This is a genomic window from Allolucifera butyrica, assembly GCF_900476375.1.
Classification (GTDB): Bacteria; Bacillota; Negativicutes; order Sporomusales; family UPPP01; genus Lucifera; species Lucifera butyrica.
Genome location: NZ_UPPP01000051.1, coordinates 86,277 through 101,751, shown reverse-complemented (window position 1 = coordinate 101,751; position 15,475 = coordinate 86,277). Strand labels below are relative to the sequence as shown.

Here is a 15,475-nt window from a genome sequence, read left to right as displayed (position 1 = left end):
TTGACACTAAATAAAATTACATCAATGATTCCGGTTTCTACTGCTCTAAACGCAATATCAGTATTATGGGTTTGATATTCCTATCGCCTTAATAAGTCCCTTTTCTTTCAATTCGTTGGCATATTTAATTATTTCTCCGGCAAAAATGGTATCAAAATCTTTTTGCTCATCAACATAATGAATCATTCCTACATCGACATAGTCTAACTGCATTCTAGTTAACAAGTCTTCAAAGGAATTGACCGTTTCATCAAAGTTCCTGGTTCGCCGGTACTGTCCATCATCCCAGGTGGAACATAGATGCCCTTCAATAACAAAACTCCTTCTAGGATATTTACGCAGCGCTTTGCCAACATTATTTCTAACTTCCGGATTTGAATTGTATATGTCAATAAAATTAATGCCCTCTTTGAATGCGCAATCAATAATTGCTTGGCAATCTTCATAGCTTTTTTTTTCAAATCCTTCGCCGCCAATACCAATGGCACTTACTTTGATGCCGGTTCTTCCTAAAATCCGGTATTCCATTTTCACGCCTCCTTAACTAAATTGCCCGACACTCAGTCCATCTTCGGTCAAAGTTACCGCTTCAGATAATCCGTAGACATCCATTTTCTTTGTTCTTCAGTTTTTTCAGCAGTTTTCTTATATCCACCTTATTCATTATTTCCTTCTGAAATATCTCAAATATATTCGCACTTCTTATTGGCATGGAACAACCTTCACTGCCGCTTCCGCCACCGGGCAAGCATTCTCGCAAGCACCACACCCGATACAGTTTCGCGAATTTATATACGGACGCTTGTTAGCGTCGATTGTTATAGCATTTGCCGGACATCGCTCCTTACATATCAGGCATGCTTTCCCCTGGGTCCAAGCCAAACAACTTAGCTCATTCAGTCTGGCAACGCCGATTTTTACTTCTTCCATTTTTACCGGCCGGATTGCGCCCGTTGGGCAAACCTTGGAACATAGCATACATAATTCACACCAACCCTTACGGGGAATCAGTTCCGGTGTCTCGTACGTCATAATCCCGCTGGAAAAAGGCATTGGCACAAGTCCACCCGTAGGACAAACCTTTACACAGCGGCCGCAGCGGTTGCAGATTGCCAAAAAATCGCCCTCAGGTATTGCTCCGGGTGGTCTTAAGCCTGGTAAAGCACTGGAGCCGGCAAATAATCTGTGTGCTGAAAAATTAATCAGGCTACCGGCTGCAATAGCGGCACCAAGCTTTAAAAAATTGCGCCGTGTCCGCATACCGCCTGACGCCGGCGGGTGTCTCCGGCCAGTCCAGCTAATTGCCTGCCGAGAACAAGCGGACCAGCAACGTCCACACACCAAACATTCGTCGCCGCTCCCTTCCGGACCGGTGTCAACCGCGTTAACCGGACAAACACTCTTGCAATACTCACAATTCACACACTCATCCGTTGCCTGTACTTTTACCCGGCGCCAACCGGCCACCAGCGTAAAAAATATCCCGGTGGGACAAACGCAGGTACACCAGAATCTCGGAAAAAAAATATATCCCGACAGTATTGCCGCAGCCAACAGCCACGGAAATTTTTCCAGATACAATCTGGTTATTTCATGGCTAAACAAAGTCAACGGCGTAAAGACAGAAACGATACCTGCTCCTGCACTGGCGAATACTACGATAAGTGCCAGCCACCAATATTTTGCCAGTTTGAGAAATGAGAACCATTTCGTGTCTGTTCCTTTTGCCAGGCGGCCCTGGGAAAATAGGCGTCTAGTATAGTACACGAAGTTCAGCAATCCTCCCAATGGGCAAAACCAACCGCAAAAGACTCGTCCTATAAACGCCGTTAATAAGATTACCAGGATAGGAAGCCAGATCCAACCGGGTATTGCCAAAGCGGAACGCATATGAGCAATGAGCAGGAGGGGATCCATCCGTGAAAGCCACCATACCATGTCGGCACCCCGGCCAAGCGGATACCGCATCTCGTCCACGGCGTAAACACAGAGGACAAATATCATAGTGGGAATGGCAACGCGCCAAAACTGCAATTGTCGATTGACAAACTCTTTACCCCGCATTACCCCCTAGACCCTCACTATTTCAAGGCTTTGCCAGTCCGGGTTGCCTACCCTTAGCTTAGCCGCAATGGCTAAATGTCTGACATCCGCCGGTTTAAAATTCAGCAAACCAGCACCGTATGCATCGACTGCCAACATATCCGTTCCCAATACAACTTGCTTCCATTCCTTGATTGGACCCGGCCCGGAAGGGCCATTGGCGATAATCCCTTTGATAGCGTCCAGAATTGTCAGCGTCGGTTTCTTATACGCAGCTAATTCCGCAATGGTCTGATGTAAATCGGTCCGATGGAAAAAGCCCCTATCCCAAACCACACCCATCAAGTTTTTCAGTCCCGCCGATATTTCTGTAGCATCACATTGTTTTAAGATTGGCATATTGATAAAGACATCTGCTTCCAAAACATCCTTGGAATAATCAGCTTGTTTTAATATTTCACCGTTTATGTTTACAGCATTATAATCGTTACGTGAATTAATGGTATAAGCCCGCCCGCCGGCGCCGGCTACTGCCGTACGGATACCGCTCGCTTCCAGGCACATTTCACCGGAATAGAATGTGTGATCAATCACCCGGACCTCTTTCGCCCCAGCTTGAACGCACTGCCGAACCAAAGCTCCCACCAGGATTGGGTTAGTAGTTACCGCAGCCTCCGGTCCCCGGGTATTACTAAAATTGGGCTTGATAACAACAATATTCCCTGCCTTGACAAACTGCCCTATTCCTCCCATTGCCCCAAGACCCTTTTCTATTAAAGTTTCCGGGTCCGTTCCTTCCGCTATAGCCAGTCTTGAACGGGCGGGCGATGCCACTTCAGGCCGCTGACTCCCTTGATGGCTGTTCTTCTGACTTTGATCCGGTAAAACCGGGCTACCAGACTGGGAAAAGCAACCAGGCAAAATTACCGAAGCCAGGCCTGCGGATGCAGCAGTTTTAATAAAATCCCGGCGATTCATTCCATGTTCCTCCTTTAAATTTACTTATGCAATCGTCATTTTTACCTTCTTGAAATTGAGACTACTACTTGAAGTTAACTCCATGTCAAGTATTTTTTTGTGTTAATCATCATTTTTACATCCTTTTTTACATCCTTAAAATTGAGTCTAACACTCGGAGTTAACTCCAAGTCAAGCATTTTGGGGAGTGCAGTTAAGCTGCACTCCCCAAAATGCCATAGGGTAAAAAAATAATTTATAAAACCTATTGACTTTGAGTTAACTCAAGGTTGTAGCATAATTGTAAAACAATACTTTAATTTGTACTAGAAAGGGGAAAGGAAGCATGTACTCTAATTTGAGCAAGATCAAATTAGAGTAATAAATCGGAAAAAAATAAACTCATGTGAATACTTAATGAAGGTGATGTGGGTATGTTTAATATTGGCATGACGGAATTAATATTAATCTTGGTCATTGCTTTAGTGGTTTTTGGGCCAGGAAAACTTCCGGAGGTTGGCAAGGCGCTGGGGAAAGGTATTCAGGAATTTCGCAAAGCTACCAGCGGGGAAAATGCGAAAGAAGAGCCCCAGGAATTAAATAACGAAGTAAAAGCAGAAGAAAAAAAATGAGGCATTTGGTGACCACACCATCTCAGCCGACCCAAGAACCCCACGATACTTTGCTCTCTGTGGGCGCAATGTCTCTGGTAGATCATTTGCAGGAGCTTCGACGGCGGATTATTATTTGTTTGATTGCCGTTACCCTCACCAGTACGGTCAGTTATTTTTGTGCCGAAAATTTGGTAAAGATTATTGCTGCTCCTGCCGGAAAACTGTATTTTATAAATCCGGCAGAAGTTTTTTTTACTTATCTCAAGGTTTCATTCTTCACCGGTTTTCTGGCCGCACTGCCTGTTGTACTTTATCAGCTTTGGGCTTTTGTCGTACCGGCACTAACGAAGACTGAGCGGTCCTTATCCTTCCTTTTGACACCATCATCCGTAGTTTTATTTTTTGTCGGCATTCTTTTTTCTTATTTTTTTGTTTTGCCGGCTGGCATACGGTTCTTCTTGAGTTTTGCTACGGAAAGTCTGCAACCTATGTTTTCATTAGGTGAGTATCTGTCTTTTGTTATTTCTTTTCTGCTGCCGTTTGGTTTTATTTTTGAGTTGCCTTTGTTTATTCTGGTACTGGCAAAAATGGGAATTATCAATTCTGCTTTTTTAAGTAGAAAGCGCAAAGTGGTTTTGGTGCTGGCTTTTGTGGTTGGCGCCTTCATATCACCGACACCTGATGTATTTTCGCAGACAATGATTGCAGTCCCGATGATTCTTTTATATGAAATCAGCATCCTCATGGTAAAGTATTTACTGCGGAAATAACATACATTGGAAAATATGTATCTTTTTAATCAAACAAAATCGCTTAAGTCAAATGCACGCGATGCTGTAGAAAATAAAAACGAATAGAGATTTATCTGAATTATTGGGCTGAATTTTGGCAAAAAAATATTTATAAAACCTATTGACTTTGAGTTGACTCAAAGTTGTAGCATAAAATGTGAAACAATTAGAAAGGGGAAAGAAAACATGTCCAGCAAAGTATATTTTGCAAATTTGAGAGCCAGAACAGACAAAAGTAATAAAATCAGTAAAATAAGGAACTTGTTTGACCGTGCCGGGTTCAACGAACTGATTCAACCGGGTGACCTCACCGCTATCAAGCTGACCTTCGGCGAACGGGGGAGCGATGGCTTTATTAGTCCTGTTTTTGTGCGCCAGGTGGTGGATAAGATAAAGGAAAAGGGTGCCAACCCGTTTTTGACTGATACCAACACGCTCTATTCAGGCAGCCGGCACAACGCGGTCGATCATCTTTTGACCGCACTGGAACATGGCTTCGATTACACGGTTACCGGGGCACCGCTCATCATAGCCGATGGATTGCGCAGTGAAAATGTTACTGAAGTACAGATTAATAAAAAACACTTTAACAAGGTAAAACTGGCTACAGACATTGTCAGCGCCGACAGCGCAATTGTCTTGTCCCACTTTAAGGGACACGAGATGGCTGGCTTCGGCGGGGCGATCAAAAACCTCGCCATGGGCGGAGCGCCGGCGATTGGTAAAAAAGATCAGCATGCACTCAAAATTGTAGTCGATCAGGATAAATGCGTTGGCTGTGGAAAGTGCAGCGCGGTTTGTCCGGAACGGGCGATTACGGTGAGCAATAAGAAGGCGAGTGTCGCTGTTGATAAATGCATTGGCTGCGGTGAATGTTTAACGGTTTGCCCTGTCAAGGCCGCTGGTATGGACTGGGCGACCGATCTGACGGCATTTCTTGAACGGATGACCGAATATGGATACGGCTTTGCCAAGGCCCACGAGAACCGGATCGGGTATATAAACTTTCTTTTGAATATCACGCCGGATTGTGATTGTGCGTCGTGGAGCGACGCTCCGATCGTTCCCGATATCGGCTTCCTGGCGTCCACAGATCCCGTGGCTATCGATCAGGCAAGCTATGATCTGGTGAACAAACAACTTGGGTTCGCTCACACCCTTCTTTCATGCAATCATGAGGCCGGCGCGGATAAATTCCACGGTCTGCGCTCCCATATCGACGGTACGGTCCAGATGCGTCACGGGGAAGAAATCGGCATGGGCAGTCGTGATTACGAATTAGTCACCCTGTAGTGACTGCGGAAAAAATATAACAAAACGCGGAAACGTGTTACGGGTGATGGCCGAGGCGGTGCGGTGGGATAAGCGCGGCGCTCGAATCAACGCAATCAGTCCCGGCATCGTTATAACCCCGCTCGCCAAGGATGAATTGACCGGTCCGCGCGGCGAAGGATATCGGCACATGATCGAGTTGTGTCCGGTCGGCCGTGCTGGCTCGCCCGACGAGGTAGGAAGCGTCGGGGCACTCCTTATGGGCCAGGACGGCGCATTTATCACCGGCAGTGACTTTCTCATGGATGGCGGCGTCACGGCCGCATACTGGTATGGTGAACTCGCTCCGACGAAACCGTGAGCGCGCGTATTATGTCAAAACGGGAAGTTAAGGCCAATAAGCCCTAACTTCCCGTTTTATTTCTCTATATTATTTTAAATGCTTATTAAAAAACTCAATTACCACTTGCATCACTTCAGGCTGAAATCATGTTGCGCCCCTTTAAAAACGCTAGTCTTCTGGCCTTTTCAGCGCCTTTTCTGCGCCAACTACGGCTTGTTCATACCTTGTTATTTTATCATTTAGGCGTTCCAGCGTTTTTTGCATATCTTTCATGCGTATCATAAGTTGCTTGCGCTGCTCAATGAGCAGCTCTTTTCTAACCTGCGCGGTTTCCTCGCCCTGTTGAAACAAAGTAACATACTCAATCAATACTTCAATCGGAAGACCTGCACTTCGCATACATTTGATAAATTCGACCCACCGGCAGTCTTCTTCCGTATAATCCCGAATACCGCTTTTATTGCGGTTCACACGGGGAATCAGGCCAATGCGTTCATAATAGCGGAGCGTATCCTGGGAAAGATCATATTTTTCACATACTTCAGCAATTGTCATGCAGTTTCACCTCCTATTACCCGCTATTATAACATTTGGAGTTAACTTTAAGTCAAATATTTCTTCCCATTTCGTACTCCAGTGGATATTTCAATTTCATAAAGTTTCTCCTTCAACGAATAAAATTTGTAAAAATACCGCTTTCTTGTTCCGGCAGTGATACACCGTTTTTTAGACCAGCTTCCTTGCATTGCAAGAAGAATGCCATATTCCGTGCCAGGGTGCGCATGATCTGCAAGCCTTCCAAGTCCGTTTTTACGTCCTCCGGCTTAGCTCCGTGCACCATATTCCAATATTGCGATGATACTATCGGCATCTGCATTAATCCGAAATACTTGTTCATCTGGTCATACGTCGCCGTCGTTCCGGCCCGTCTTGCCGACATGACCGCAGCGGCCGGTTTTAGATAAAAGGATTTCCTGCCGCCGCATACATCAGCATAGAATGCGCGGTCCAAAAATGAAGTAATCGCGCCGCCTGCAGCTGCCCAATGAACCGGCGTTCCAAAAATGAAGCCGTCATATTCTGCTGCAATATCAAGAAATTCATTGACTCTGTCGTCAAAAACGCACTTTTTCTTCTCTACACAGGTCTTACAGCCAATACAGCCAGACAGTGGTTTATTGCCAAGCCAAAAGAAATCCGTGCCGATACCTTCCTTTTCCAAAGTATCAGCTACTTCCATAAGCGCCGTGTAGGTGCAGCCCTTTTCATGCGGACTGCCGTTAACCAACAATACTTTCATCGTTTCTCACTCTCCATGTAAAAATCGTTGATGATTTTATTCACTGTAAACATTTTTATTTTCCCACCCGCTTGGCAGCTTCGGAGCCTGCCGGATAACGGTCTCCCGACACCTTGATCTTGTCAAGGGCTTGATTTAAAGCGGTAAGTTCCTGCTCAGACAGATGTACGTTGGCCGCTCCTAAATTTTCTTCCAGACGCTTCATCTTGCGGGTTCCCGGAATCGGAACGATCCACGGCTTCTGCATGAGTACCCAGGCAAGAGCAATCTGCGCCGGCGTTGCGTTTTTAACGGCAGCCACATCTTCTACGAGGTTTACAAGTTCTTGGTTTGCCGCAATGTTTTCCGGCGTAAAGCGCGGAACCATGCGGCGAAAATCTAAATTGTCGAAGCTCGCATCCTTTTGAATGGCGCCTGTCAGGAATCCCTTTCCTAATGGGCTGAACGGAACAAAGCCGATTTCCAGCTCTTCCAGTGCAGGCAGCAATTCTTCCTCCGGCTGGCGCCACATCATAGAATATTCACTTTGAATCGCCGTCACAGGACAGACTGCATGGGCACGGCGAATGGTCTGCACTCCGGCCTCCGAAAGTCCCCAATGACGAATTTTTCCTTGCTGCATCAAATCCTTCATGGTTCCCGCCACTTCCTCGATTGGAACGTTTGTATCCACCCGGTGCAGATAATAAAGATCGATTGTATCAATCCCCAGGTGCTTCAGGGATTTCTCTGCCGATTTGAGGATTTCTTCGGGGCGTCCGTCCACCACCTGTTTCCCATTGACGTTTTTAATACCGCATTTCGTTGCAATGACTACCTTATCGTGATAGGAAGCCAAAGCTTCCCCTACTAAGAGTTCATTGTCATCATAAATCTCTGCCGTATCAAAAAAGGTTACGCCCAAATCAATAGCCCTATGAATGACTGCAATTGCTTCTTTTTTGTCCGAGGCCGGACCATAGCCGTGGCTCATGCCCATACAACCTAGCCCAATTGATGAAACCGCTAAACCGCTTTTGCCTAAAATATGTTTTTCCATTTTTTCACCGCTTTCTTTCGGTTATAATTTGGGGGATATTTCTTATATGCCGATATTTACAATAAGGCTGGACAGCGCCAGGATAAAGAGCTTCCTCATTTTTCTCCTCCTATCCGTTATTTATACGATTTCTCATAGATTGCGATGCAGTCTTTTTTTGTCAACTGTACACGGTCGCAGGCGAAAAGCCCTCCCATCGGACCCATCGCATTATCGGCCATCTTCGGAAATTCATCCGGCGTAATGCCATAATCACTCATCTTTAAATCAGCTACGCCGCAGTCCTGCAAAAACTTTTCCAGCATTGTGATGAAATCCATTGGATTCTTGGCCTCCTCCATGCCCATGGCTTTAGCCATGCGAATGAAGCGGTCGTCGCATACATGATATTCGATGAGGTTCGTGAAATAGGCCCGGCTGAGCATGATGAGGCCGGCGCCATGCGGTAGATTTTCATGATAAGCCGATAAAGCATGCTCCAGAGAATGCTGACTGGAGGTTGTGCCGACGCACATGACCGTACCGGACAGAATGTTGCCGAAAGCCACATGTTCTCTAGCTTCCATATCGCTGCCGTCCTTAACTGCGCGAGCTAAATAACGTCCAACATTTTCAATCGCTGTGATGGCATACATATCGCTCATGAGGTTGGCAAATTTGGAAACATAGCCTTCCAAACTATGGCTCAGCGCGTCAAACCCCTGATAAGCCGTAAACGTCGGCGGCACGCTCTTCATAAGCTCCGTATCTTCGATGCAAAGCTTCGGGAAAAGAACCGGCGTCTTGATGCCGAGCTTCTCGTTTGTTTCTGGATTCGTAACTACGCAGCCCGCATCTGCCTCGGAACCTGTTCCCGCTGTTGTGCTGATGGCGACAATCGACAGCGGCTCATTGGCAATCGGTTTTTTCTTGCCGGTGCCACTGGCGACATAATCCCAAAGATCGCCGTCGTTTACTGCCATAATAGCAATTGCCTTGGCCGAATCGATGCAGCTGCCGCCACCAAGAGCCACTACGAAATCACAGCCATTTTCTTTGGCAAAAGCAGCACCTTCCATCACCTGGTCCTTCACCGGGTTCGGCTGTACCTTGTCAAACACAACAAATTTCACGCCAGCCAGGCGGAGCTGTTCCTCCGTTCGCGTCAAATAGCCGTTGGCTCTTGTTGACTTACCGTTGGAAATAACGATCATCGCCTTTTTACCCGGCAGTTCCTGTTTGTGGAGCTCATCGAGCATTCCTGCACCAAATAAAATTTTCGTAGGAACATACATCGTAAAACTCATAGTTTCAAACATCTCCTTCGATCTATTTCGATTCTGCATTGAACTTTAACTTAGCTTTCCTTTTTAGATTCAGCCATAATCGCTGAGACCTCTAAACCACCTTTTCATCTATCTATTAAATATCAATTTTACGAAACAAAGCCATTTCACGATTTCCGGATCGTTATGTGAAATTGACAATCTTGTCAGGCCCAGCAACGTTTCTGTACGGTCCGTTACGGGTACAGGAATAATAGAAAATAAAGAAATTCCCACGCTGGAGTCATATCCATGTTCAACTTATTAATTGCTCATTTACTTCCGCAGTGTTTTACCTCCTTGAAAATTAGTCTAATACCCGGAGTTAACTCCAAGTCAAGTACTTTTTTGTAATTATAAAAGGTGATTTAGTACTTTTTAAATTGGTACTAAATCACCTTTTCTTTTTCTATTCTGCACCCCTAAATAGTTAATTTTTCAACAATACGGTCATGCCACCTGTATTATTCATATTGCTTGCATTAATAAACTGCACAGCTTGTTTAAGATAAGGAAGATTGTGCTCAATCGCTTTAGCGAATGTTTGAATAAGCTTTACCACATGTCCGGCGCTGAAATCTTGCCGATGATAACCAGCCATACCAATCAGCAGCGATTTTATCATGGAATAATGGAGTACCAACAAGGTATATTCCGTATAAATGCTTTTGGGTTCATAAATAATGCTTTTCTGTGGACCAAATGGGAACAAGTTCTTAAACATGTAATTTACCAGGTAATTTTCCAATATATATTCGTGTTTGTTCATAAATGGATGATAATAGACATTATAAACTTCTTCATACCTCTTAACGGCAACATCCAGCGAAGCACCTTCGGTAAAACCAAGTCCCTGCGTAAACTCTCTTATACAATCAAGAAACTGAGTTGTTACACATTCTCCTTGTAACCTATGATCAATCAGTATCTTCATTGCTTGTAACTGTATTTCTAAGTTCGTAGCGGCATTATCCATTGGCTCCCGGAATTCACCCCCCCGAATTTTGTCCGCAAAATACGAAATAAGATAAGGAATATCTTTTTCGTATTTTTCCGCCGTCACCTGATCAATCCTATTGCAGAAAGTACTGAGAATAATTAAGCGTTGCCACAATGGATATGTTCTATCTTGCAAAAGAGCGATAATAAAGGCTCGTACCTTCCCAAAATAACGATATGGTTTATTATGAGCATCATATAATGTATTTAACACAGGTATTTGAGGACTGCGAACAGTAACCATGCTTTCACTACTGTCAAATTGCATTGGTTCTTTATTCAAAAGTACCAATCTGGCTGCTTCCGGGCACGATACACACAGTGACCGTTCCAATACCCCGTCAACATCATTGAAAGTACGCGGATAGGTAGCACAGGTAATCGATAATGATTCCTCATCTAATGTCCTTTGAATAATACAAAGCCTTTCATCTGTCAGGAACGGACAAATATGATGGTTCAATTTTACGAGAGCATACGGGACATACGTAGAATTCCCAACACACTTGTCATTAATTGAAATATGTTCACGAAAGAGCGCTTTTAGAATTGTATCTTGACACTTTTGGTAAGCCTCGTAGGTAATTTGATCAATAACAACATCCCAGCCAATACAGCAGCTATCATGACATTCGGCTGCGATACAGTGAAAGCTTTGAAAATAGTGCGGTTCTAATATATTATTGAAAGATAGCATTTAAAAACTCCTTCTAAACTATATTTTCTAGATTTATTATCTCTAAAAAACTGTAACTTTTGGTTTCTCATAAGCGTAGACATTAAACGGAACTCATAAGTGCTTTTCCGTTATGATCTCCTAATTTGTATTATCCATCCATCGAAATGAACATTCACTCCGTTTTACATTTACTTTGTCTAACGTAAAATAGCAACTACTTGAGTTCTAAGATAATTCGGCCGCCAATCAACTGATTTTCCGTAGACAACTGTTTTCTTCTTATGTCAGCTCAGTTTTACCGTCGAAGAGATAGGAAACGCCCTTTTTCCGCAAATGCGTTAAAAAGGCGTCGGAAACGATCTGTATCAATACCTCGATGATGTGCGCACCATCATAACCGTCGTCCGTGTCGACAATAGCGCGGTCATCCCGCCAAAGCTTGCCCCGCGAGTCAATAGCGATGTCATCATATGGCATATGATACATATGATATACGGTCTGTCCATGGGCGCACCTCTTGATTACTTCAGCTTGCCGTATGTTTCATCATCCACCGGTTCCAGCCATTCGTTGGCAGCGCCCTCGGCGGGGATCTCCATCGCCAGATGGGCAAACCAGCTATCTTTTGCCGCACCATGCCAGTGTTTGACCTCAGGCGGGATGTTAACCACATCGCCGGGATGCAGTTCTTGGGGTTCCTCCCCCCACGCCTGATACCAGCCGCGCCCCTCGGTACAGAGCAAAATCTGCCCACCCTTGTGATGGATATGCCAGTTGTTACGGCAGCCCGGCTCAAAAGTCACGTTGAAAATAGGGCCACCCTTATCCGTCAGCGGCTGCAAATAAGCCTGGCCGATGAAGTATTGGGAAAACATTTCAGGCAGCGGAGCGCCTGTCTTAAAAAGTTCGCTTCTTTGTTTGTTCATTTTAAATCCGCCTTTATTTGCAGGCATCATTGACACACCGGAGCGCATTCAAGCTTCGGGGATAGCCAATATAGGGGAGACACTGAGATATGACTTTTATCAGAAACGCCTTGTCATTACCGATTCTCATGTTTGCCGCCGCATGACTAGTAAGTTGCGGTTCACAGCCGCCCTGAGCCGCAAGGAAACAGAAGGTGATCATCTCCCGCTGCCTGTAGTTTAGCCCCTTGCGGGTATAATAATCGCCAAAGCAGTTATCCGTCAGCCAGTAATTGATGTGGCGGCTCTCCCCGGGGCCGGATTTGTAAAATTCCCGCATATTCTCACCGAAAATATCCACCTGCGCCTGACTGCCCGCCTCCAGACGATTTTCCGTCGTGGTAGTTGCCTGACCTTCCAGCGGCAGAGAGATTCCTTTTTCAGCCAATACCTCGTTTGTAATTTTCAGGAATGGAAAAACTCGTCCGATGCCTAGATAAGCTGTCGCCTGATAGACGATTTCCTTGATTTCCACCGGTGTTACCCCGAAGTTCATGGCTGCAGGAAGCATGGCGCGGAACTCGTCCGTTCCCTGACAGCCCAGCAGCGTCGCCAAAATCGCCATAAAACGGGTGCGGTCGTCCAAGTCGTCGCAGTTTACCACCTCGTCGAAGGCGAAGTTGTCAAAACGTTCGATAAACTCCGGGTCGGTGACGAGGAAGCCGGACACATAGCCGGGAAACAGTTTTTCGTGATATGCCTTTGCCTTTTCTGTGATTGCCATAGATAAATTCCTCCCAAAATTAAACTTTCTGCCCTTGCGTAGCTTTTCCCATAAACGGGCAACCGTACACGTTACGCCGGTGCCGTAGAGATCAACAATAAATCATTTTCTAATAGGGATCATGCTGTTCTTTTCAAACTTTTCTACCACATCATTCAAATACTTAGTAATGGGCAGATGTTGCGGACAAGCACGCTCACACTGTTTACAGCCAATACATTCACTAGCTTTTCCATGATTAATAGCAATATTGTTGTAATATACCATCTGACTTGAGAAACTACCTGTTGTACGCATAATGCTGTTATATAATGCAAAATATTTAGGTATAGGAATGTTCTTGGGACATCCATGCGTACAATATTCACAGGCGGTACACTGGACGGCTGTTTTTTCGTTAATGATTTTAGTAACCTTTTCAATAATGGCATTTTCTTCTTCATTCAAAGGCAGAAAATTGGCCATGAAGGAAGTATTATCCTCTACCTGTTCCATACTGTTCATTCCGCTCAACACGCGAAATACTCCCTGCTGACTGGCTGCAAAACGAAGGGCCCAACTTGCGGTAGAAGCGGCAGGATTATAAGCTTTCATCAATTTTTCAGCTTCTTGGGGTACATTGACAAGAGTGCCACCTTTGCAAGGTTCCATAACAATGACCGGCTTATTGTATTTGTTGGCAATTTCCAAACAACGGCGGGATTGGACATTTGGCTGTTCCCAATCAATGTAGTTAATTTGCAATTGGACGAAATCCAATCCATCGCCATACTTTGATAAAATTTCATCTAATAGCTCCGGCATGTCATGAAAAGACATACCAACAACTTTGATTTTCCCCGCTGCTTTCTTTTTCGCAACAAAATCAAACGCACCATATTTGCGACACTTTTCATAAACATTGGAGCCCATGTTATGCAACAAGTAGTAATCAAAAAAATCAACCCCACAGTTCGTGCGCTGCTCGTTAAAGATGCGTTCCATATCCGCACTATCTTTGAAGTCCCGCAGCGGCAATTTTGTAGCTAATTGAAATGAAGCCCTGGGGTGACGTTCTACTAAGGCCTTACGCATTGCTTCTTCAGCATGATATCCATGATACGTATAAGCTGTATCAAAGTAAGTAAATCCTCTTTCTAAAAACGTATCTACCAGTTTGTTCAATGTATCTGTGTCGAAAGACGTTTGGTCTTCTTTGTTCAGAAGCGGTAATCTCATACAGCCAAAACCCAACTTTTTTTCCATGCTACTCTTCCCCTTTTAATTTTTTAACATTTATCAATGTTTTTTATGGTTAATACTTTTCTCATTTCTCCGTCTACAGAAACAATATTACACTCTGGAGTTAACTCAAGGTCAAGGGCTTTTTAAAAATTTTCATAACTCCAGTCCCAACATTTTAAAAATATCACCAAATTCCCCTTATCACGCCGTATTAATATTTTCAATCCTGAAGTGGCAAAGCATTATAATTACTCCTCTTAAAAATGAATGAGACCGGTAGCTTGTAAACAGCACCAGTCTCAAAAATTCAACCTGTCATTTTAACCTATTGTATTCTTCGTCTATAACCGATTCAAGTTAGACGCTTACTATCAGGCTTTTCGGACACAGCCAAATATATTCATTTTTTTCATTGTGGCTTCTTTAATCTCGTCTATTATATTTCCCATTAAATCTGTCATTCCGCATCCCTTTTTATAGCCGTCAGCAGCGGCTTTCGCCGCAGCGCAGTTAATATCGGTAAAAATATTTACTTTAGCAATCCCATTATTAATACAATTTTTAAAGTCTTCATCAGATAGACCAGATCCGCCATGCAATACTAGCGGGGTATTTATTGTGGAGGCAATTTCCTTTAACCTTTTCAAATCTAATTGGGGTTTACTTTTATATGCGCCATGAGCCGTGCCAATAGCCACAGCCAAAGCATCGACATTGGTAGATTCAACAAATTCCTTAGCTTGTAATGGATCCGTATATATGCTGTCATGACCATCCGCTTCAGCGGCATCGGAGCCTGCTGCTCCGACGTGGCCTAATTCAGCCTCAATAGAAGCCCCGAAAATCTTAGCTATTTTTGCCATTTCTCTACATTTTGTAATGTTTTCTTCCAACGTATTTACGGAGCAATCATACATAATAGAGCGAAAGCCCAAACTCATTGATTTAATGATCAGTTCCGGCGTTAAACCGTGATCGAAATGCAGCACTACAGGAACCTTTGCTTTCTTAGCCATTGGCACCAGAAAATAAGATAAGTCCTCCAACCCCGCATAGGGAAGCAATACTTCAGCCGTTCCGATAATAACCGGGGATCTTGTTTCTTCAGCGGCAGCAAGAACGCCTTTGGCCATTTCCAAGTTCACAGTATTAAAAAGTCCCACCGCATATTTGTTTTTTTGCGCGTCTATTAAAACGTCATTTAATGTAACAAGCATTGAT

At 44.4% G+C, this 15,475-nt stretch carries 17 protein-coding genes; 4 read left to right on the top strand and 13 right to left on the bottom strand.

Annotated elements, in window-relative coordinates:
* Positions 1-63 precede the first annotated feature (63 nt).
* The 3 genes from LUCIF_RS26410 to LUCIF_RS00775 form a co-directional block, all read right to left on the bottom strand.
* Positions 64-528, bottom strand: a complete 465-nt coding sequence (locus LUCIF_RS26410) for an aldo/keto reductase (RefSeq protein ID WP_207856767.1) — start codon at positions 526-528, stop codon at positions 64-66.
* A gap of 174 nt (positions 529-702) precedes the next feature.
* Positions 703-2,064 carry a 4Fe-4S binding protein gene (locus tag LUCIF_RS00780; protein ID WP_122625961.1) on the bottom strand — a complete coding sequence of 454 codons (1,362 nt, stop codon included), beginning with the start codon at positions 2,062-2,064 and terminating at the stop codon, positions 703-705.
* A gap of 6 nt (positions 2,065-2,070) precedes the next feature.
* Positions 2,071-3,021: a DUF362 domain-containing protein gene (locus LUCIF_RS00775; protein WP_122626005.1), complete on the bottom strand. Its 951-nt coding sequence runs from the start codon at positions 3,019-3,021 to the stop codon at positions 2,071-2,073.
* Positions 3,022-3,434: 413 nt separating this feature from the next.
* Between LUCIF_RS00775 and LUCIF_RS00770 the strand changes: the two genes are divergently transcribed.
* From LUCIF_RS00770 to LUCIF_RS00755, 4 genes are all read left to right on the top strand, one after another.
* Positions 3,435-3,632, top strand: a complete 198-nt coding sequence (locus LUCIF_RS00770; RefSeq protein ID WP_122625960.1) for a twin-arginine translocase TatA/TatE family subunit — start codon at positions 3,435-3,437, stop codon at positions 3,630-3,632.
* Between the two features lie 8 nt (positions 3,633-3,640).
* Positions 3,641-4,384, top strand: coding sequence for a twin-arginine translocase subunit TatC (tatC, locus tag LUCIF_RS00765; RefSeq protein ID WP_243638625.1), 744 nt, complete (start codon positions 3,641-3,643; stop codon positions 4,382-4,384).
* Between the two features lie 153 nt (positions 4,385-4,537).
* Positions 4,538-5,698 carry a DUF362 domain-containing protein gene (locus tag LUCIF_RS00760; protein WP_207856765.1) on the top strand — a complete coding sequence of 387 codons (1,161 nt, stop codon included), beginning with the start codon at positions 4,538-4,540 and terminating at the stop codon, positions 5,696-5,698.
* A 46-nt stretch (positions 5,699-5,744) separates the two neighbouring features.
* Positions 5,745-6,038: an SDR family oxidoreductase gene (locus LUCIF_RS00755; RefSeq protein WP_243638633.1), complete on the top strand. Its 294-nt coding sequence runs from the start codon at positions 5,745-5,747 to the stop codon at positions 6,036-6,038.
* Positions 6,039-6,188: 150 nt separating this feature from the next.
* Here the strand turns inward: LUCIF_RS00755 and LUCIF_RS00750 are convergent, their stop codons facing one another.
* The 10 genes from LUCIF_RS00750 to LUCIF_RS00705 all read right to left on the bottom strand — a co-directional run bounded on the left by LUCIF_RS00750 (position 6,189) and on the right by LUCIF_RS00705 (position 15,471).
* On the bottom strand, positions 6,189-6,575 hold the full coding sequence (locus LUCIF_RS00750; protein ID WP_122625957.1) for a MerR family transcriptional regulator: 387 nt from the start codon (positions 6,573-6,575) through the stop codon (positions 6,189-6,191).
* A 112-nt stretch (positions 6,576-6,687) separates the two neighbouring features.
* Entirely contained in the window at positions 6,688-7,320 is a 633-nt protein-coding gene (locus LUCIF_RS00745) for a flavodoxin family protein (RefSeq protein ID WP_122625956.1), read from the bottom strand.
* A gap of 55 nt (positions 7,321-7,375) precedes the next feature.
* On the bottom strand, positions 7,376-8,359 hold the full coding sequence (locus LUCIF_RS00740; RefSeq protein WP_122625955.1) for an aldo/keto reductase: 984 nt from the start codon (positions 8,357-8,359) through the stop codon (positions 7,376-7,378).
* Between the two features lie 116 nt (positions 8,360-8,475).
* A complete protein-coding gene (locus LUCIF_RS00735; protein ID WP_122625954.1) occupies positions 8,476-9,645 on the bottom strand; it encodes an iron-containing alcohol dehydrogenase in 1,170 nt (389 codons plus the stop codon).
* Positions 9,646-10,093: 448 nt separating this feature from the next.
* On the bottom strand, positions 10,094-11,359 hold the full coding sequence (gene fliB / locus LUCIF_RS00730) for a flagellin lysine-N-methylase (protein WP_122625953.1): 1,266 nt from the start codon (positions 11,357-11,359) through the stop codon (positions 10,094-10,096).
* A gap of 261 nt (positions 11,360-11,620) precedes the next feature.
* Entirely contained in the window at positions 11,621-11,827 is a 207-nt protein-coding gene (locus tag LUCIF_RS00725) for a hypothetical protein (protein WP_122625952.1), read from the bottom strand.
* A gap of 35 nt (positions 11,828-11,862) precedes the next feature.
* Entirely contained in the window at positions 11,863-12,267 is a 405-nt protein-coding gene (locus LUCIF_RS00720; protein ID WP_122626004.1) for a cupin domain-containing protein, read from the bottom strand.
* A 13-nt stretch (positions 12,268-12,280) separates the two neighbouring features.
* A complete protein-coding gene (locus LUCIF_RS00715; protein ID WP_122625951.1) occupies positions 12,281-13,030 on the bottom strand; it encodes a carboxymuconolactone decarboxylase family protein in 750 nt (249 codons plus the stop codon).
* 102 nt (positions 13,031-13,132) lie between these two features.
* Entirely contained in the window at positions 13,133-14,275 is a 1,143-nt protein-coding gene (locus tag LUCIF_RS00710) for an aldo/keto reductase (RefSeq protein WP_122625950.1), read from the bottom strand.
* Positions 14,276-14,625: 350 nt separating this feature from the next.
* Entirely contained in the window at positions 14,626-15,471 is an 846-nt protein-coding gene (locus tag LUCIF_RS00705; RefSeq protein WP_122625949.1) for a class II fructose-bisphosphate aldolase, read from the bottom strand.
* Positions 15,472-15,475: the final 4 nt, after the last annotated feature.